Source organism: Radiobacillus kanasensis (assembly GCF_021049245.1).
In the GTDB taxonomy this organism is placed as follows: Bacteria; Bacillota; Bacilli; order Bacillales; family Amphibacillaceae; genus Radiobacillus; species Radiobacillus kanasensis.
Genome location: NZ_CP088020.1, coordinates 3,544,966 through 3,564,011, shown reverse-complemented (window position 1 = coordinate 3,564,011; position 19,046 = coordinate 3,544,966). Strand labels below are relative to the sequence as shown.

Sequence of the window (19,046 nt, the reverse complement as noted above, 5' to 3'; positions counted from 1 at the left end):
AGGAGTTTCCGAATGAACATTCGCAAATTAGAGGATAGGCAAGAAGCACCTATGTCGTTGCTTTTATTAGCGGATCCAGCGGTGGATTTGATTCAAAACTACTTAGAAGCTGGAGATTGTTATGTGGCAGAAAAGGATGGCGTAACAATAGGCGCATATGTTTTATTGCAGACTGGGGAAGGCCGTGCAGAAATCGTTAATGTAGCTGTAGCGGAAGGCGAGCAAGGAAAAGGGATTGGCAAGGAGTTAGTCATGCATGCGATAGGGGAAGCTAGGAAAAACGGATATCGCGAGTTAGAAGTTTGTACTGGTAATTCTAGCATTGGTCCGTTCGCTCTCTATCAGAAATGTGGATTTCGTATAGATTCTATAGACCAAGACTATTTTGTAAGAAACTATTCAGAGCCAATCTATGAACATGGTATTGTGTGTCGAGACCGTATAAGACTAAGACTCCCTCTGTAGGGATTCGAACAGCTATGCTATTATGAATACATATAGGTTTCAGGAATAGTTGGGTGGTGATTCGATGCAACGTGGTAGTTTTCAATGGATGAAATCCTTAAATAAATCGATTATATTAAATAAAATTCGGACGAGTGGTTCCATTTCCCGTGCCGATATCGCAAAGGAAACGAGCTTAACGCCACCAACAGTAGGTTCCATCGTGAAAGAACTTATTGAGCAGGGAATCGTAAAGGAAAGTACCCAAGGCATCTCTCAAGGTGGAAGAAAACCGACGATGCTCGTTATTAATAATGAAGAATTTTTTGTGATTGGGATGGATGCTGGCCCTAAAACAGTAGATTTTTTGTTTACAGATTTAGCTGGGGAAAAGAAAAGTGAATTCTCAATAGAATTAGAGAAAGAGTTATCGAACGAAGCGTTTCTTTCTGTCCTAATCGACGGTGTGGAACAAATGCTACAGGCGGTATCTCAACCTAAGGAGAAAATCATTGGGATTGGGGTTGCGATGCATGGCGTTGTAGACGTAGAAAATGGAATCGGGAAGTATGCTCCTAACCTGCATTTAGAGAACATTCCAATAAAACGGGTACTAGAAGATCGCTTTGATTTAACGGTTAAGGTAGAAAACGACGCTAGAGCAATGGCACTTGGAGAATCGTGGTTCGGTGGCTGGGAACCAACCCGTAGTATGGTAACGGTCAATATAGGTCGTGGTATCGGAGCAGGGATTGTTTTAGATGGAACACTTCTCCATGGAGAGTATGATATTGCCGGGGAAATTGGCCACATGACTTTAGATCTTCATGGTCGATTATGTGAATGTGGAAGTACGGGCTGTTTTCAAACGTTTGCTTCAGGCCCCTCTATCGAGCAACGAGTAAAAGAAGCGCTTGTTAATGGGGAAAAAAGTAGGATACTAGAGCTTGTAGATAGGAATCTCGATAAAATCACAGGTGAATTGGTTTACAAAGCCGCATCTGAGGGCGACGCATTTGCGCTCCAAATATGGAATGAAGTCGGTACATATGTAGGAGTCGGACTAACCAATCTGATTCACATCGTCAACCCGAGCAGAATCGTACTTGGTGGAGGAGTCGCAAACGCAAAACCTTTCTTAATGGATGCTATACACACTGCTATTTCGGAGCGTGGACTTACGAATGAAGTGAAGCAAACAAAAGTAGAATTTTCTAAGTTAGGAAAAGAGGCAGCGGCACTTGGAGCAATCGCTCTTCTATTAGTGGAACTGTTTCAGTTGAAGTAGATAGGTGGATTGAGCACTGATATATGGATTTTTACGCCGAAATCCGGCCTGTGAACGCCGGAAAAAGTCTGAACGCTGAAAAAAGCGCCTCAAGCGCCGAAATATCGTGTCGAACGCCGGAAAAAGAAAATAAACGCCGAAATCCGGCCCGTGAACGCCGAAAAAAATCTGAGCGCTGAAAAAAGCGCCTCAAGCGCCGAAATATCGCGTCGAACGCCGGAAAAAGAAAATAAACGCCGAAATCCGGCTCGTGAGCGCCGAAAAAAAACAGAACGCCGAAAAAAGCGCCTCAAGCGCCGAAATATCGAGCCGAACGCCGAAAAAAGAAAATAAACGCCGAAATCCGGCCCGCGAACGCCGATAAAAATCAGAACACCGAAAAAAGCGCCCCAATCGCCGATATATCGCACCGACCGCCGAAAAATAAAATAAACGCCGAAATCCGGCCCGCGAGCGCCGAAAAAAATCAGAACGCCGAAAAAAGCGCCCCAAGCGCCGAAATATCGCGTCGAACGCCGGAAAAAGAAAATAAACGCCGAAATCCGGCCCGTGAACGCCGGAAAAAGTCTGAACGCTGAAAAAAAGCGCCTCAAGCGCCGAAATATCGCGTCGAACGCCGAAAAAATCTACCCACAAATAAATCCTATACTCGTACACCAAAAAAAGCTACTCTCTCCATCAAAGAGAAAGTAGCTTTTTCTTTACTCGACACCAAATCTAAAAGTAGTTGTCTTCGAATACTTTTCATCTTTCTCCAACACAACACTTGGAAATCCTTCCGCATGGTGTAACGAAGCTGGGGAAGCCTGTGTTTCTAAGCATAACCCTAAATATTTCTTCGAAGGTCCATCACCAAGCTTCAAGTCTTCTGGTAGCATGTTTGATGTGTACAAGACAAAACCCGGTTGCTCTGTGTTAACGGTTAACGTTCTTCCACTAACCGGTTCAGATACCTTGATGTCCAGATCTGCCTTTTTATTAAGAACGAAGTAATGGTCATAACCATTTCCAGCAACTTTATTTTGTGGGTGGGAGGATTCCACGCCAACTCGAATCGCTTGTTTGCTTCGAAAATCATAAGGTGTATCATTCACGTCTAATAGATTGCCAGTAGGAATGAGGGCTTCATCTAGCTCTACGAATTGATCGCTATCAATGTTCAACTCATGAGATTGGATATCTGCTTTCAGATTACCACTCAAGTTAAAATAAGAATGATTGGTCAATGTAAGAGCAGTTTTCTTATCTGATGTTGCTTCATAACGAATAGAAAAAGCATTATCATTGTCCAGGGAATACGTAACCTTCACTTTAAGATTTCCAGGATATCCACCCTCTCCATGGGGACTAAAGTGGGTCAAAACGAGCTTCACTACGTCAGTAGTTTCGACAGTTTCAACATCCCAAACTACTTTATGAAAACCTGTATCGGCTCCGTGAAGGTGGTTCGGTCCGTCATTAGCTTGTAAGGAATAGGATTCACCGTCTAATTCAAATTGTGCAGATTGAATTCTACCAGCAACACGACCAATCAATGCGCCGAAGAACGGTGGATTTTCTAAATAGGTCTCTTTTTCCTTGAAATTTAAAACGACATTTTCTAGTTGGCCATTTTTATCTGGTGCAAGAATTTTAGTAATAATACCACCTAGATTCAGGCAGCTTACTTCCATCCCGTGATCATTTTTTAAAGTGTATTCTACCAAAGGTTGTTCAGATGGGACAGAAAGCTCTTCTTGATTGATATCCATCGTTATTTTCCTCCTTTACTAGTTGTTTAAGTGAGTGATGAATCGTTGAAACGCTTTCTTTCCGCCTTCCGTTCGTTTAAAAACGCCAGCGTCTTCTAGCACTCTCGTAAACTTCTTACCTAATTCAAGCTCGACAATTTCATCGACATTTTGTTTCGTAATAGAATGTCTAGTTTTTATTTTCGCTGCCCACTCTTGATGATAAGGTTCCACTTGGTGAGCTTGATTTAATAGAAACTTTTTGATTTCTTTCAGTTCTTCTTGCAGGCGTGCGGGTAAGACCGCTAGCCCCATTACTTCTATAAGCCCAATGTTTTCTCTTTTAATGTGATGAACATCTTTATGAGGATGGAAAATCCCAAGTGGATGCTCTTTGGTTGTACGGTTATTGCGAAGTACCAAATCTAGCTCCCATATAGTATCCCTTTTTCGTGCAATTGGGGTAATCGTGTTATGAGGTGTTTCATTCGTATAAGCGATAATATCTGCTGCATCGTCACTATAGTCTTTCCATTTATCCAAGATCATTGTTGCGGCTTGTATTAAGTCCTTTTTCCCCCGGGATTGCAATCGTATGACTGACATGGGCCAATTTAATTTCGTCGCCTCAACCTGCGGATAATCGGTTAAGTCAAAATGGAAATCCTCACTAGCCCTAGTCATCGCAAAGGAATAATTTCCCCCTTGATAATGATCGTGGCTTAATATTGAACCACCGACAATCGGAAGATCCGCATTGGAACCAAGAAAATAATGCGGAAAAGTTTCCACAAAAGCGAGTAATCGTTGGAAGGTGCTGTGATCCATCTTCATATCGCGGTGCTCTTCGGCTAATACGATACAATGCTCATTATAATAGACATATGGCGAGTATTGTAGGAACCAACGTTCTTTTTCTAGCTCTAGCTCCACAATACGATGATTGGAGCGAGCTGGGTATCCCGTTCTTCCGACATAGCCTTCGTTCTCCGGACAGAGCACGCATTCCGGAAAAGAATGGGACTGCTTTTTCATTGCTTTTTCCCGTTTTATTTGTTCCGGGTCTTTTTCTGGTTTAGATAGATTGATCGTAATGTCCATTTCCCCGTATTCGGTACTTGCTGTGAAATGGATATTTTTCGCGACTCGCTCTGTTTGAATGTAATTACTATTCTTACTTAATTGGTAAAAGTAATTGGTGCTTGATGCAGGCGAATCCTCATACTTTCTCCAAAACTCTCGATTGATGTCTGATGGTTTGGAGAGAAAACAGTTCATCAAGTTCGCTGAGAAGATTTCTTTTTCATCAAAAATATCTTCGATTATACTTTCTTTTATGGCGTATTGAACAATCTCTTCAAGAAGCTGGGGGATGCTCATCGGCTCTGTTTCTTTCCCGTTTTCAACTTCAAAAGACGTTAGCCGACATAAACCAAGTAATTGATTACGAACGTAAAGGGCATCTCTCTCCTCTATAAGTTGAACCTCTATTCCTTTTTGAACGAGATGATCAATCGTAAGGAATATCGACATGATTAGGAACGCACATCCTTTCCATATCCAGCAGGATGGTGCTGATGCCAATTCCATGCGTCTGAGATAATCGTTTCGATATTGGTTCTTTGAGGGGCCCAATCTAGAATCTGTTTTGCTTTTTCAGATGAAGCTATTAACGTACTTGGATCTCCACTTCGTCTTGGTGCTAGCTCAGCAGGAATAGGGTGTCCCGTTACTTTTCTAGCTGCTTCAATGATTTCTTTTACCGAGAAACCTTGGCTACTTCCTAGATTGAACACATTACTTTTTCCACCATCGTTTAAGTATTCTAAGGCTAAAAGATGTGCAGCGATTAAGTCCTCTACATGAACATAGTCACGGATACAAGTGCCATCCTCTGTCGGGTAATCGTCCCCGAATATACTAATCGCTTTTCGTTGATTTAGTGCTACTTGCAATACAATTGGAATCAAATGCGTTTCAGGATCATGATCTTCGCCAATTTCTCCAGATGGACGCGCACCTGCCACGTTAAAATAACGTAAAGAAACATAACGAATACCGTAAGCCGCTTCACACCATTTCATCATTTTTTCCATCGTTAACTTGCTTTCCCCATAGGTGTTCGTCGGGTTCGTTGGCATCTCTTCGGTAATCGGAACTTGATCTGGTTCCCCGTACGTAGCTGCAGTGGAAGAGAAGACAATTTTATCAACTCCGTTTTCCTGCATCACCTGTAATAACACTTGTGTTCCATGGACATTGTTATCGAAATATTTAAGAGGATTTTCCATCGATTCCCCGACTAAAGAGTTGGCGGCGAAATGGATTACAGCATCAATAGATTCTTTTTGAAAGACATCTCTCAAAAAATCAACGTTACGCATATCGCCTTCATAAAAGGTGGCATTTGGATGAACGGCTTCTTTATGACCGTTTTCCAGATTATCAATGACGACTACCTTTTTCTTCTGATCGATTAATTGATAGACAGCATGAGAGCCGATGTATCCAGCTCCACCAAGCACTAAAATAGCCATATTATAAGCTCCCTTCGTTAAGCAGTTCTGTTGCCCCATCATGAATAGAGGCTTTATAAAAGGTCGGTACATACCCGATCTTGGATTGATACGTTTCGTTTACGTTTTTTTCAAAGGTGGAAACGAGTTGCTTCTCTACAATGGCAATAGCACAACCACCAAATCCCGCACCGGTCATACGAGCGCCAAGGACCCCATCCTGATCCCAGGCCGCTTCTACTAAGGTATCAAGCTCAATCCCTGTCACTTCATAATCCTGTTGAAGGGAACGGTGAGATGCATTGATTAAGGCACCGAACTCCTCCAGGTTCCCTGCATTTAATTCAGCCAACGCCTTAATGGTACGTTGGTTTTCGTAAATGGCGTGTTTTGCTCTTTTACGATCTATATCATTTTGAATAAAATGTTTGTGTGCTTCAAATTGTTCTTCCGTTAAGTCACCCAGGCTTTGGATAGAAAGCTTTTTTTGTAGATCTGACAAAGCGCGTTCACACTCAGATCGGCGCTCATTGTATTTGGAGCCAGCTAGTTCACGTCGTTTATTCGTATTCATGATGACGATCGTATGTTGGTCCAATTCAATCGGTGCATATTCATAGGTTAAGCTTTGACAATCCAGTAGAATAGCGTGGTCTTTTTTCCCCATGCCTATTGCAAATTGATCCATGATCCCACTGTTGACGCCGATATATTCATTCTCGACTCGTTGTGCTAGTTTAATCATTTGAATTCGATCCATGGCTGTGTCGTAGAGACCTTCTAACATGACCCCAGTTACGAGCTCGATCGAAGCGGAAGAAGATAGCCCAGCACCATTTGGGATGTTCCCGTAATACAAAATATCCGCACCGAATGGCGTAGGGGACCCATTTTCTTTCCATAATTTTATCATACCTTTTGGATAATTCGTCCATTGGTCGGAATCTTTATAATCTAATTCATCCAACGATACGGAGCGGACGCCAACTTCCGGAAAGTTCATTGAGTAAAATCTAAGATTTCGATCTTCTCTTGGCAAGACAAGCGCATAGGTTCCGAAAGAGATGGATGCAGGAAAAACGTGGCCACCATTATAATCGGTGTGTTCTCCAATTAGATTGATTCGTCCTGGTGCAAAAAACATGCGAGGCTCTTCTTTTCTTTGAAAGATTCGTTCAAAATTTTGCTGTAATTGATGAAAATCCAAACCAATTCCCTCCTTTTTAAATAACTTAATTAAATTAATTTACTTAGTTGATCTATCCTTATGTTACATCGACCGGTACGCATTTGCAATCCTTTTTTGCCGTCATTTGTTGACAATTCTCTTCTATTTGATAGTATAATTGATAACGATTATCATTTAAAAAATCATGGATAGCAAATGTTGAGCATATAGATGTGGAGGAGACAGAATGGCAACGCTTAATGATTCACTTTCATCTAATCAGGCAGATAGAGGAGTGACTGCGATGACTTTGTCAGACATTATAAAGAACAGAAGGTCTATTCAATTATATGAAGAAAAAACTGTACCAGTTGAAGAGTTAAAGGAGCTGTTGGAGACTGCGATTTGGGTTCCGAATCATAAAATGACAGAGCCTTGGCGCTTTGTTTTTATTCGAGGAGATTCACGTAAGCCTTTAGCCGATATTAATCGGAAGTTAAATGAAAAAGGGACTACGGTAGAAGAAAGAAACAAGAACGGGGAAGTCGCCTATAAAAAGATTATGGACGTACCGGTATTCCTCATGGTTGTTATGAATGAAAATCCAAACATGAAGTTAAGAGAAGAGGATTATGCAGCAACAAGCTGTGTCGTGCATAATTTTAGCCTTCTTGCGTGGGAAAAAGGTATCGGTATGATTTGGAAAACAAATCAGCTTACTACAAACGAGGAAGTCCGGGCGACGTATGACATTCAACCAGGGGAAAAGATTGCTGCAATGCTACAGATTGGCTACCCAGCTAAAGTACCGAAAGAGAGACCGAGAAAAGAAGCGAAAACTTTAATATCTGAGTTTAAGTAATCGGGAGTAATCCCGATTTTTTTGTTGCTTAGGAAATTATAAAATTGGCTATGTGTGGATAACATGTAGCAACAGCCACGTCCAGCTCCAGCGCTCAGCGACTAGCGAGACTTCCCTCGCCTTCGTACGATAAGTCAACATCGGCTCCCTAAGGTCGCCGTGTTTCCTTTATCTCCTACGGCTCAGTCCAGTCCGTACGTCGCTCAACGAGCGCTTGCGCTTTTGTTCTTGATGGAATATAAGTGTGAAGTTTTCGAAAAAATTCTGGTGGCTTCTATTTCATTTTCTATCTGGATTCAGCTACAATAGAAAAGAATGATTATTGAAGGAGGAATAACCATGGAGCACAAAAAGCCGACACCGTTTCCAGACGGGTTTTTATGGGGTTCTGCATCTGCTGCTTATCAAATAGAAGGAGCATGGGACCAGGATGGCAAAGGCCCTTCTGTCTGGGATGTTTATACAAAGAAAGAAGGTACTACATATAAAGGAACGAATGGAGATGTTGCGGTCGATCACTATAACCGCTATAAAGAGGACGTAGCATTAATGGCCGAAATGGGTCTGAAAGCTTACCGTTTTTCCATTGCTTGGACAAGAATTTTCCCTAATGGAAAAGGAGAAATTAGCGAAGCTGGTGTTAAGTTCTATGATGACTTAATCAATGAATTGTTAGAGCACAACATTGAGCCATTAGTTACTGTCTACCATTGGGACGTTCCTCAAGCATTAATGGATGAATATGGCGCGTGGGAATCTCGCCAAATCATTGAAGACTTCGACAACTACTGTGTGGAGCTTTTTAAACGGTACGGAGACCGAGTGAAACACTGGGTTACACTAAATGAGCAAAATATTTTTGTAGGACTTGGCTACCGTAATGGAATCCATCCTCCTGGAGTTAAAGATCTTAAGAGAATGTATCAAGCGAACCATATTGCGAGTGTAGCGAATGCAAAAGTGATTCAATCGTTCCGCAAAATTGTTCCGGATGGAAAAATTGGTCCAAGCTTTGCATACGGTCCAGCCTACCCATTCGATAGCAACCCGAAGAATGTAATTGCTGCGGAAAATGCAGAAGAAATGAACAGTCACTGGTGGATGGACGTTTATGCATGGGGAACTTATCCACAATCTACCTGGAACTACTTGCAAAAGAATGGTCTTGCACCGACAATTGAACCAGGTGATATGGAGCTTCTTGCCGAAGCAAAGCCGGACTTTATGGGCGTAAACTACTACCAAACTGGAACGTTTGAACATAACCCTTTAGAAGGTGGAGTTGGAGAAGCGAAAATGAATACGTCCGGGAAAAAAGGGACGACAAAAGATTCAGGTCTTCCTGGAGTGTTCAAAACCATTAGTAACCCTTACTTAGGAACTACTGATTGGGATTGGACCATCGATCCAGATGGTCTTAGAATCGCACTTCGTCGAATTCAAAACCGTTACCAATTACCAGTGCTAATCACCGAAAATGGTCTTGGTGCCTTCGACGATTTAGAGGAAGGCGATGTAGTCAATGACGATTATCGAATTGATTACTTAGCTAGCCATGTAAAAGCCGTTCAAGAAGCTATTTCCGATGGAGTAGATGTACTAGGCTATTGCACTTGGTCGTTTACAGACTTGTTAAGCTGGTTAAACGGTTATCAAAAACGTTACGGCTTCGTTTATGTGAACCGTGATGAAGATGGTCCTAAGGATCTTCGAAGAATTAAAAAGAAAAGCTTCTATTGGTATCAAGACGTTATCAAAAAGAATGGCTTAGAATAACAAAAACAGCAATCGGGAATCTTCCTGATTGCTGTTTTTTACTTTACACAACTTTCTTGCGTAAATAGCCTGAAATAATATCCACAATAGAAACCATGACAATGATCCCTAATAGAATAATTCCAACCCGTTCCCAGTCACGCGATTGCAATGCAAAAATTAATGGTGTACCAATCCCACCTGCACCTATAATCCCTAAAATAGTAGCGGCACGAAGGTTAATTTCGAATCGGTAAAGCGTATAAGATAAAAAGCCTGGTAATACTTGTGGAATAATCGCGAACCATAGGGTTTGCATACGATTGGCTCCCGTTGCGGTTAAAGCTTCTGATGGTCCTAGGTCAATATTTTCCACTTCCTCTGAGAACAATTTCCCTAGCATGCCAATTGAATGAAGTCCTAACGCTAGTACCCCGGCGAATGATCCTGGTCCAACAACCTTAATGAAAAGAAGTGCCATAACGAGCTCGGGAAACGTACGGATAAAGCTAAGCATGAATTTACCGGCACCGGTTATCGCTACCCCTTTACTCATGTTATTCGCCGCCCAGAAAGCAAATGGAATACAAAGAAAAGCGGAGATAAAGGTTCCTAATACGGCAATGGCCAGCGTATCGAGTAGTCCTCTTAATAAGTCCTCCCCTTCTGGCAAATAGACATAGTCCCAATCTGGATGAAATAACCCAGAAAGTATTGCTTTTGACACTTGACCAGCCGTTTCTTTAAAGCCCTCCATCGGTACGCCAGAAAAAGCCCATACGTAGATGAATAACAATAATATTCCGACTGTCCAACGAAGGAAAACTCTTTTTCTTGGTTTAGTTGGTATAGTTGTGCTACTCATAATAATTTCTCCCGTAATTTCGTACTGATGTAGTCAATGATTAAAACAACGACTAACGTAAAGATGATAATCATATTCGTTTTATCGTATTCTAGGAATCCTAAAGTATGGTCATAATAAAGTCCAATACCCCCAGCGCCAACAAGCCCTAATATGGCAGCGGCACGGACGTTTACTTCAAACGTATATAACACATAGGAAATGAAATAAGCGGCTACTTGTGGAATAACGGCAAATACGATCCACTGGATTTTGTTTGCTCCAACAGCAGTCATCGCTTCTAAAGGACCTTTGTCAATTGATTCAATCGATTCATAGGTTAACTTTGCAATAATACCAACAGAAAATAAGGAAATAGCCAAAATACCTGGTAGTGGTCCAAGACCAAAAATTGCAACGAAGATTGCAGCAAGTAATAACTCTGGAACAGTACGAATGAGATTTAACACGAAACGTACTGGATAATGAACCCATCGGAGTTGGACCATGTTACTAGCCGAAAAAAGAGCAATTGGAATAGAAAAAATTGCTCCAACAGTTGTACCAATAACCGCCATACGCAACGTTTCTAACATTGGAACAACGATATTATTAAAATACGCCCAGTTTGGTGGGAACATTTGAACGATTAGGTCCCACATGTTGCCGAAGCTTAAGAAAAACTCGCTTAACTGTACATCTGTCTTCATTGCGCTTAGCCAAATAGCCAAAAGGATGAGAACGATTGTTAACGCAGGTTTTAATTTACTTGGCGGCTGAGGTAGTTGTTGTTCTTTAATTGGATTCATGGGCCAACGCTCCTGTTTGTTCATCTGCTTTTGTTTCCAATGGTTGTCCATAAATTTCCGCGAAGCGTTCATCTGTTGCTTCTTCTACTGAACCATCAAATACAATCTCACCAGCTTGAAGACCAATTATTCTAGTAGCATACTGCCGGGCAATATCAATGAAATGTAGGTTCACGACAGTGGTAATACCTAGCTCTTGATTAATAGTTTTTAAATCATCCATTACCTGTTTCGTGGTAAGTGGATCTAAAGAGGCTACAGGTTCATCAGCCAGGATGATTTTTGCCTCTTGAGCAAGAGCGCGAGCGATGGATACTCGTTGTTGCTGGCCTCCGGATAGTTGGTCGGAACGAGTATAAGCTTTTTCTAAAATATTCACTCGTCTTAATGCATGGAATGCCAATTCCATATCATTTTTCGGAAAAAGCCCAAGAACAGTTCGCAATGTAGAGTGATAACCAACTCTCCCGGATAAAACGTTACGCAGTACAGTAGAACGTTTAACGAGATTAAAGCTTTGGAATATCATCCCGATATCACGACGGATTTTGCGTAGCTCACTGCCTCTCGCTTCTGTAATGGATTGATCATCAATGATGATGTTTCCAGAAGAAATTTCATGTAGGCGGTTAATGGAACGAAGAAAGGTGGATTTCCCTGCACCAGATAGACCTACGATAACAACAAACTCACCTCTGTTTATTTTTACATTAATATCTTTAAGTCCTTGTGTTCCATTGGGATAAACCTTTGAGACATTTTGGAATTCAATCAATTTTCATACCAACCTTTGTGTGAAATTTAGAAAGATCTTAGTTGTGATTTTATATAAGTCTATACAAACATAATAAAAGTACAGCCAGTGCATATAACTCACTGGCTGTGATATTAGTATTCTTTTGAAGAGGTTGTTCAAAAAGTCCGGTAAAAATGACACGGCGATTTTCTTCGTTAGCTTGCTTTTCAAAAAACAGTGCACCTGCGTCTTCTAGAATTACAAGGAAGTAAAATTCCTCGGTGCAAGGCAGCAAGGAAGTTACTTCGCAGAAGTGGCCTTGCTCACGTATCTAAAAGGAAAGTGGATCTTCTGCTAAAGTCGTCCACGTCCTGGGACTGCGGTTACTCGTCCCACCGAAAACATTTGTGCACAACTAGAGAAGTCAGCACATCCTGTGCAAGTCCGGTCCTTGAAAAAGGAAAGCACTTTTTCTGCGTGCGGTGATCATGCTTCCGAAGCAATGAGCTTGTCCTCAAAGCTGCGCTGCCTCGAACTTCTTGGTCCTTTTCATCCTCCTTTTTGAACACGCACTTAAAGAAGAGAACTATTCTGTTTTTACACGCTCAGCGTAATCTCTTACAATATCAAACTTGCTGTCATCAGATTCTACATATCCTTCGTGAGTGTAAATTTCTTTTATGATTTTATGCCCTTCTTCACTTTCACCGATGTTGATGAAGGCTTCTGTAATTTTATCTACCCACTCTTTATCCATGTCAGAACGAACAGAGACCGTGTCATTCGGGATGAACTCCGTAAAATGGATAACCTTTGTATCTTTAAATACATCTGGATAGTCACCAGAAACAATATTACGTGCATCCTGGAAGACTCCCGCAGCGTCTACATCCCCATTTAAAACGGCAAGTACACCTTGGTCGTGCCCTTTAACGGTTACAGATTCGACATCTTGTAATGGATCAATATCGACATCCATCAAAGCAGCTGCAGGCCAAACATATCCAGCAGAGGAAGTAACATCTTGGAATGCAATCTTTTTGCCCTTCAAATCTTCTAGGCTATCAATACCAGAATCAGCTTTAACGATAATTTCAGATTTGTAGCCATCTACTAATTCATCAGTTGGTTGACCAGTTTCATCATCCACACCATAACGTTGTGCTTGAAGAATAACTTCAGCTGCACCTTTTTCTTTAGCTAGAACATAAGCTGTTGGTGGTAAGAATCCAACGTCTACCTTCTTTGAGGCCATTGCTTCAATAATCGTGTTGTAATTAGTAGACACACTTACCTCTACAGGGATACCTAGTTCGTCACTTAATAACCCTTCAAGTGGTTTCGCTTTCGCTTCCAAAGTTTCAGCGTTTTGAGATGGTACGAATTGTACAGTAAGTGTCTCAGGTATGTATGCTTCACTGCCGCCTTCTCCATTTTGACTGTCGTCAGATGTTCCACAAGCACTAATGATACCAACGGTTAAAGCTAGAGTTGTACATAATGTTGCGAGTTTCTTTAACATACGAAAAATTCCCCCATTGAACGATGATATTTAATACTTGTTAAATATAGCATGCAGTTTGTCGAAACAGAGTGAATTAATTGTAAATTTATGTAAAGATTTCTTTACTTTATATATGCAGCTCTTACATGTTATAAAAGGGTAACTAGGGGGGATTATCATGAAGAAGGATATAACCATCCTTATAACGAGTGATATTCACGGATACATATTTCCTACTCATTATAGAGACCGAAGTGATCAACCATTAGGATTAGCTAAACTAGCAACATACATAAAAAAGAAAAGAAGCGCTGGCAACGTCTTGCTATTAGACAACGGGGACCTCATTCAAGGAAGTCCATTGACTTATTATCATTCCAAATATCACAGAGATACGGAGAACCCAGTTATTAAAGTAGCAAATGCACTAGGATATCATTCGGCGGTTTTTGGAAATCATGAGTTTAACTACGGTTTAGATTACTTGAGAAGTGTTGTGGAGCAGTCCGAGTTCCCATGGTTATCTGCCAATGTCATAAATGAACAAACAGGTAAGCCAGCGTATGGGAAGCCTTATCGAATTCACGAAATAGAGGGAGTGAAGATTGCTGTACTTGGAATAACAACGCACTTTGTTCCGAATTGGGAGGACCCAAACCATATTAAGGGACTAAAGTTTGGAGATGCTCTCGAAACAGCGAAGGTTTGGGTAGCGAAGATTCGCAAAGAAGAGAATCCAGATGTGATGGTCGTTTCCTACCACGGTGGTTTCGAAAGAGACCTCGATACAGGAGAACCAACTGAACGATTAACAAGGGAAAACCAAGGCTACCAAATGTGCCAAGAAATAAAAGGGTTAGATATCCTCATCACAGGCCATCAGCATCGCTCCCTAGCCGGTAAGGTAAATGGTGTAACCATTGTCCAGCCTAGTAACCATGGACAAAAACTTGGAGAAATTCAAATTTCTCTTTTTCAAGAAGGAGATAGGTATAAGATAGACAGCTCCTCCTCACAACTTATTGAAGTAGCAAACCTTACGACAAATAAGGATCTTCAAGAACTTATCGCAGATTTTGAGGATCAAACACAGCAATGGTTAGATACGCCAATTGGAGAAGTAGAAGGAGATCTATCTATTACCGATCCATTGGAGACTAGATTAAAAGACACACCATTCATTGAATTTATAAATAAAGTACAAATGGATGCTACGGGTGTTGATATTTCAAATACTTCTCTATTTAATAATGACTCTCCAGGATTTGGCCAAAAGGTGACCATGCGAGACATCGTTTCCAATTACGTGTATCCAAATACGTTAAGCGTGATTCGTATTACAGGACAAGACGTAAAGGATGCGCTTGAGCAAAGTGCGAGTTATTTCAATGTGGTAGATGGAAAGATAACCGTAAATCCTTCCTTTATGGAACCAAAGCCACAGCACTACAATTACGATATGTGGGAAGGGATTGAATACGAATTAAACGTATCAAACCCAGTCGGTGAGCGCGTCACGAAGTTGAATTATCAAGGTCAATCAATAGATGAAAACAAGGAATACGAAGTCGTTATGAACAATTATCGGGCAGGTGGTGCAGGTAATTTTGATATGTACATAGGCAAACCACTTGTTAAAGAGATTCCTATTGATATGACAGAACTCATTGCCAATTACTTGTTAGATCGAAAAACCATTCAGGCGACTTGTAATCATAATTGGAAAGTCGTTCAGTAACTTGAAATATATAGAAGATATGTAGTATAAAAATCCCTCCACAGGAAAAAATGGGTGGAAGAGATGTTTAAAAAGTTGGAATGTGTATCCTCCTTTTTAAACACGTCTTTTAGACACTTTTCCGAGGAGGGATTTTTTTGGACAAAAAAGATGCAAATAAGAAATTTGCGGAAGGTGAAAATGAAAAGTCACTGACAACAAGACAAGGCCATCCTATTAAGAACAATCAAAACACGAGAACGGTCGGAAATCGAGGACCTGCCACCTTAGAGAACTACGAATTTATTGAAAAATTGTCTCATTTTGATCGTGAACGAATTCCAGAACGTGTAGTGCACGCTCGTGGTGCTGGTGCACACGGATATTTTGAAACGTATGGAACGGCTGGAGACGAACCGGTTGAAAAGTACACGAGAGCAAAGGTTTTTTCCGGAAAAGGGAAAAAGACACCTGTATTTGTTCGTTTTTCAACCGTTATTGGTGGAGCTGGCTCCCCTGAAACAGCTCGTGACCCGAGAGGTTTCGCGATCAAGTTTTATACGGAGGATGGAAACTGGGATCTTGTCGGGAATAATCTGAAAGTATTCTTTATTCGCGATGCGATTAAATTCCCTGACCTCATCCATGCTTTAAAACCAGATCCAATCACCAATGTTCAAGATAGTGAACGTGCTTTTGATTTTTGGAGTAATACTCCAGAAGCGATGCACATGGTTACATTCGTAAATTCTCCATGGGGAATACCGGCAAACTACCGTCAAATGCAAGGTTCTGGGGTAAATACATACCGTTGGGTAAACGAGAAAAATGAAGGCTTTTTAGTGAAGTATCATTGGGAGCCCCTTCAAGGAATCAAAAATTTAACCCAAGAAGAAGCGGATGAGATTCAGGCTATGAGTTCAAATCACGCCACACAGGATTTATATCAGTCCATTGAAGATGGCGATTACCCGGAATGGGAGCTTTTCGTACAGATCATGACAGATGAAGAGCATCCTGAACTGGATTTTGATCCGTTAGATGATACGAAGCTTTGGCCGAAGGATCAATTCCCATTTTTAAAAGTAGGGAAAATGGTCTTAAACAAAAATCCAGATAACTATCACAATGAAGTCGAACAATCTGCTTTTGGTACTGGTGTGCTTGTGGATGGGATGGACTTTTCGGATGATAAGATGCTGCAAGGTCGTACCTTCTCCTATTCTGATACACAGCGCTATCGCGTAGGTTCCAACTATCTTCAACTGCCGATTAATGCACCGGATAAGCATGTTGGTACGAACCAAGAGGGTGGCCAAATGGCTTATCGTAATGATAAGGGGTCAAATCCTCATGTGAATTATGAACCTTCCAACATGAATGGCTTAGAAGAGGTAAAACGCGATCATGATTACTATCAACCACATGTTGAAGGTAAGCTTGTTCGAGAATCCATTGAGCGAAAAAATGATTTCAAACAAGCTGGTGAAACGTATCGCGAGTTTGAAGAATGGGAACGAGAAGATCTCATTAACAACTTAGTAACAGGACTGCTGCCATGTCGTAAAGAGATTCAAGATAAGATGATTGACATGTTCACGAAGTGTGACGAAGATTATGGCCGGCGTGTAAAAGAAGGGCTTGCCAAGGGAGCTAAAAACATGACACCAAAATCTGGTGGGTCCCCGTTAGGAAGCTCTGGAGCTGCAGATGCAGTGGATAAAGCCAAGAAAGAAGGACACGACGCAGATAGATACTAAGATATAAATTTTTTCTAAGGTTGGGGTGGTGACGCATGTTGCCACCTTTTCCAATATAAACCTGCATTGTTCGTTATCATGTTTGCAGTTAATGGAATTTTATTACTAGCTTTCAATGATATTTAATAACTTATTCTTTTATGTTGTTAGTTGCTTACAGGCTAAGGCAAATATGGTAGAGCTAATGTAATAGCCATTTAACACAATGTTAGATGCCTATCTACTAGTATTTACCATCCAATTAGTCTCTTAGAACTAACTTATCTTCTCTATCTCCTACTTTTCTATCAAATTAATAAAAACTAGAAAAAATATTACGAATCTATGTATAAAACTAGTAATTATTGCCCCAGAATGACAAATGTGACAGGCCATCCATATATCGTAATCTTTGTAAAAGAGACTTAAATCCATTGTAAACACAAGAAACTATTTCATGTGTTAGGATAAGGCTTGTCAGAAAAAAAGGAGGGAAACACAGATGAAAAAAACACTGGTATCACTGGCCTTTGGCCTTTTTCTGACCGGGACAGTAACTACCACTGCATCTGCAGAAGACTATCAAGTTGTAAAAGGTGATAGTCTTTGGGAAATCGCCCAATCATATGACACTACCGTTTTAAAGCTTAAGGAATGGAACAAACTAGATTCGGATTTAATTCACCCGAAACAAGAGATAGAGATAAATAACCAGATTTCATACAACGTAGAAAAAGGCGATACGTTAAGTCATATTGCACAGGATCACAACGTAACAGTGGAAAAGATCAAAAAGTGGAATAACTTAACTACCGATCTAATCGTAGTCGGGCAAGATCTTACGATTAAAGAGCAAGGGAAGGTAGCGGAGGAATCTACTAAAGCTTCTACTGTAAGCACAAAGAAGGAGTCCGAACCAGAAGCTGTTGCAACATCTACTGGCAATGAGGTAGTAAGAGAATTGACGGTAAAAGCAACAGCTTATACAGCGGAATGTGAGGGGTGCTCTGGAATTACTTATACAGGCATTAACTTAAATGAAGACAGGAATGCAAAAGTCATCGCTGTCGACCCGGATGTCATTCCACTAGGTAGTAGAGTATATGTAGAGGGCTATGGAGAAGCCATTGCAGGAGATATCGGAGGAGCCATTGATGGTCACCATATCGATATCCACGTACCAACTAAGGAAGAAGCATTTGATTGGGGCGTACGTACAGTTAATGTACAAATACTAGGATAATAGGGAAGAGGAAGCTGGTGTGAACTGCTTCCTCTTTTTTCTATATGTTAGAGTTATTGAATAATCTCAGATTGATCATCATTGTGGGTTTCTTGATTTACTTCGCCACCTGCATCTATTTGATTCTGCACATAGCCGATGACACCGAAACTAGTAATTAACAAAAGAAATACAACCATTAATAGTTTCCTCAATTTTCACCCTCCTGGCATACTCAACTAATTAACATTGTATATTCTTTACATATTCTATTTCCATAGAAAGTGTTAGAATAAACATCAATATTTACCTTTACCATCTTAGCATAGGAATATTTGATAAAATATGACATTTTTACGAAAAATGTGTCCATCCTAATAAAGACGTTTTTATTAATGGCTCTTTTCATGAATATAGTTGCTTTTTCATCTTCGTAGTTGATATAAAATGCGACATAACGAAATAGTAAAGCTACTACAAAATCATCGGTTAAGTGACCGCTCGGTGTGTCAACGATGATGATTTCCGTTGCGGGTAATCGCTTTCCGCGGGCACGGCCTCAGTCTCCTCAAAAAGCAAAGTTCGCTTTTCTGCGGGGTCTTCAACTCGTGCTGTTCCCGCAGGAGTCGATTACCCTCCACTCCAATCATCATGCCGTAAGTAGCTGACAAATAAAGTTCAGAAGTAAAAAGTAACTTTTACTAATATTATA

Annotated in this window: 17 protein-coding genes; 7 read left to right on the top strand and 10 right to left on the bottom strand. The window is 40.8% G+C overall.

Annotated elements, in window-relative coordinates; all coding sequences use genetic code 11:
* Positions 1-12 precede the first annotated feature (12 nt).
* Together KO561_RS18175 and KO561_RS18170 are read left to right on the top strand one after the other, a co-directional pair.
* Positions 13-465: a GNAT family N-acetyltransferase gene (locus KO561_RS18175; protein WP_231094731.1), complete on the top strand. Its 453-nt coding sequence runs from the start codon at positions 13-15 to the stop codon at positions 463-465.
* A 64-nt stretch (positions 466-529) separates the two neighbouring features.
* Positions 530-1,732 (top strand): ROK family transcriptional regulator, encoded by a 1,203-nt coding sequence (locus KO561_RS18170; protein ID WP_231094730.1) that lies wholly within the window; start codon positions 530-532, stop codon positions 1,730-1,732.
* A gap of 189 nt (positions 1,733-1,921) precedes the next feature.
* Here KO561_RS18170 and KO561_RS18165 read toward each other — a convergent pair whose 3' ends face one another.
* The 5 genes from KO561_RS18165 to KO561_RS18145 are packed head-to-tail and all read right to left on the bottom strand — an operon-like array spanning position 1,922 to position 7,185.
* Positions 1,922-2,392 (bottom strand): hypothetical protein, encoded by a 471-nt coding sequence (locus KO561_RS18165; RefSeq protein ID WP_231094729.1) that lies wholly within the window; start codon positions 2,390-2,392, stop codon positions 1,922-1,924.
* A gap of 41 nt (positions 2,393-2,433) precedes the next feature.
* On the bottom strand, positions 2,434-3,483 hold the full coding sequence (locus KO561_RS18160) for an aldose epimerase family protein (RefSeq protein WP_231094728.1): 1,050 nt from the start codon (positions 3,481-3,483) through the stop codon (positions 2,434-2,436).
* 18 nt (positions 3,484-3,501) lie between these two features.
* Complete coding sequence (gene galT, locus KO561_RS18155; protein ID WP_231094727.1) at positions 3,502-4,995, bottom strand: UDP-glucose--hexose-1-phosphate uridylyltransferase; 1,494 nt, start codon at positions 4,993-4,995, stop codon at positions 3,502-3,504.
* A gap of 2 nt (positions 4,996-4,997) precedes the next feature.
* The gene (gene galE / locus KO561_RS18150; protein ID WP_231094726.1) at positions 4,998-5,999 is read right to left on the bottom strand and encodes a UDP-glucose 4-epimerase GalE; all 1,002 of its coding nucleotides are present in this window, start codon (positions 5,997-5,999) and stop codon (positions 4,998-5,000) included.
* Between the two features lies 1 nt (position 6,000).
* Positions 6,001-7,185, bottom strand: coding sequence for a galactokinase (locus KO561_RS18145; RefSeq protein WP_269140675.1), 1,185 nt, complete (start codon positions 7,183-7,185; stop codon positions 6,001-6,003).
* 208 nt (positions 7,186-7,393) lie between these two features.
* Here KO561_RS18145 and KO561_RS18140 point away from each other — a divergent pair, with 208 nt between their 5' ends.
* Both KO561_RS18140 and KO561_RS18135 read left to right on the top strand, forming a co-directional pair.
* Positions 7,394-8,008, top strand: a complete 615-nt coding sequence (locus KO561_RS18140) for a nitroreductase family protein (RefSeq protein WP_231094725.1) — start codon at positions 7,394-7,396, stop codon at positions 8,006-8,008.
* A gap of 339 nt (positions 8,009-8,347) precedes the next feature.
* On the top strand, positions 8,348-9,784 hold the full coding sequence (locus KO561_RS18135; RefSeq protein WP_231094724.1) for a glycoside hydrolase family 1 protein: 1,437 nt from the start codon (positions 8,348-8,350) through the stop codon (positions 9,782-9,784).
* A gap of 43 nt (positions 9,785-9,827) precedes the next feature.
* Here KO561_RS18135 and phnE (KO561_RS18130) read toward each other — a convergent pair whose 3' ends face one another.
* The 4 genes from phnE (KO561_RS18130) to KO561_RS18115 all read right to left on the bottom strand — a co-directional run bounded on the left by phnE (KO561_RS18130) (position 9,828) and on the right by KO561_RS18115 (position 13,674).
* A complete protein-coding gene (phnE, locus tag KO561_RS18130; RefSeq protein WP_231094723.1) occupies positions 9,828-10,628 on the bottom strand; it encodes a phosphonate ABC transporter, permease protein PhnE in 801 nt (266 codons plus the stop codon).
* Positions 10,625-11,416, bottom strand: a complete 792-nt coding sequence (gene phnE, locus KO561_RS18125) for a phosphonate ABC transporter, permease protein PhnE (protein WP_231094722.1) — start codon at positions 11,414-11,416, stop codon at positions 10,625-10,627. Before phnE (KO561_RS18125) ends, phnE (KO561_RS18130) begins: the two co-directional genes overlap by 4 nt.
* Positions 11,403-12,191 (bottom strand): phosphonate ABC transporter ATP-binding protein, encoded by a 789-nt coding sequence (phnC, locus tag KO561_RS18120; RefSeq protein WP_231094721.1) that lies wholly within the window; start codon positions 12,189-12,191, stop codon positions 11,403-11,405. Before phnC ends, phnE (KO561_RS18125) begins: the two co-directional genes overlap by 14 nt.
* A 547-nt stretch (positions 12,192-12,738) precedes the next feature.
* Positions 12,739-13,674 (bottom strand): phosphate/phosphite/phosphonate ABC transporter substrate-binding protein, encoded by a 936-nt coding sequence (locus KO561_RS18115; RefSeq protein WP_231094720.1) that lies wholly within the window; start codon positions 13,672-13,674, stop codon positions 12,739-12,741.
* Between the two features lie 160 nt (positions 13,675-13,834).
* On the opposite strand from KO561_RS18115, the gene KO561_RS18110 reads away from it, so the two are divergent.
* The 3 genes from KO561_RS18110 to KO561_RS18100 all read left to right on the top strand — a co-directional run bounded on the left by KO561_RS18110 (position 13,835) and on the right by KO561_RS18100 (position 18,355).
* A complete protein-coding gene (locus KO561_RS18110) occupies positions 13,835-15,394 on the top strand; it encodes a bifunctional metallophosphatase/5'-nucleotidase (protein WP_231094719.1) in 1,560 nt (519 codons plus the stop codon).
* A 137-nt stretch (positions 15,395-15,531) separates the two neighbouring features.
* Positions 15,532-17,133 carry a catalase gene (locus KO561_RS18105; protein ID WP_231094718.1) on the top strand — a complete coding sequence of 534 codons (1,602 nt, stop codon included), beginning with the start codon at positions 15,532-15,534 and terminating at the stop codon, positions 17,131-17,133.
* A 481-nt stretch (positions 17,134-17,614) separates the two neighbouring features.
* The gene (locus KO561_RS18100; RefSeq protein ID WP_231094717.1) at positions 17,615-18,355 is read left to right on the top strand and encodes a LysM peptidoglycan-binding and 3D domain-containing protein; all 741 of its coding nucleotides are present in this window, start codon (positions 17,615-17,617) and stop codon (positions 18,353-18,355) included.
* Positions 18,356-18,408: 53 nt separating this feature from the next.
* On the opposite strand, the gene KO561_RS18095 is transcribed toward KO561_RS18100, so the two are convergent.
* Positions 18,409-18,549 carry a hypothetical protein gene (locus KO561_RS18095; protein ID WP_231094716.1) on the bottom strand — a complete coding sequence of 47 codons (141 nt, stop codon included), beginning with the start codon at positions 18,547-18,549 and terminating at the stop codon, positions 18,409-18,411.
* Positions 18,550-19,046: the final 497 nt, after the last annotated feature.

Coding starts and splice junctions, on each gene's coding strand:
- KO561_RS18135 (WP_231094724.1), top strand. CDS start 8,348: ATGGAGCACAAAAAGCCGACACCGTTTCCAGACGGGTTTTTATGGGGT.
- KO561_RS18170 (WP_231094730.1), top strand. CDS start 530: ATGCAACGTGGTAGTTTTCAATGGATGAAATCCTTAAATAAATCGATT.
- KO561_RS18115 (WP_231094720.1), bottom strand. CDS start 13,674: ATGTTAAAGAAACTCGCAACATTATGTACAACTCTAGCTTTAACCGTT.
- galT (WP_231094727.1), bottom strand. CDS start 4,995: ATGTCGATATTCCTTACGATTGATCATCTCGTTCAAAAAGGAATAGAG.
- phnE (WP_231094722.1), bottom strand. CDS start 11,416: ATGAATCCAATTAAAGAACAACAACTACCTCAGCCGCCAAGTAAATTA.
- galE (WP_231094726.1), bottom strand. CDS start 5,999: ATGGCTATTTTAGTGCTTGGTGGAGCTGGATACATCGGCTCTCATGCT.
- phnE (WP_231094723.1), bottom strand. CDS start 10,628: ATGAGTAGCACAACTATACCAACTAAACCAAGAAAAAGAGTTTTCCTT.
- KO561_RS18110 (WP_231094719.1), top strand. CDS start 13,835: ATGAAGAAGGATATAACCATCCTTATAACGAGTGATATTCACGGATAC.
- KO561_RS18100 (WP_231094717.1), top strand. CDS start 17,615: ATGAAAAAAACACTGGTATCACTGGCCTTTGGCCTTTTTCTGACCGGG.
- KO561_RS18175 (WP_231094731.1), top strand. CDS start 13: ATGAACATTCGCAAATTAGAGGATAGGCAAGAAGCACCTATGTCGTTG.
- KO561_RS18160 (WP_231094728.1), bottom strand. CDS start 3,483: ATGGATATCAATCAAGAAGAGCTTTCTGTCCCATCTGAACAACCTTTG.
- KO561_RS18140 (WP_231094725.1), top strand. CDS start 7,394: ATGGCAACGCTTAATGATTCACTTTCATCTAATCAGGCAGATAGAGGA.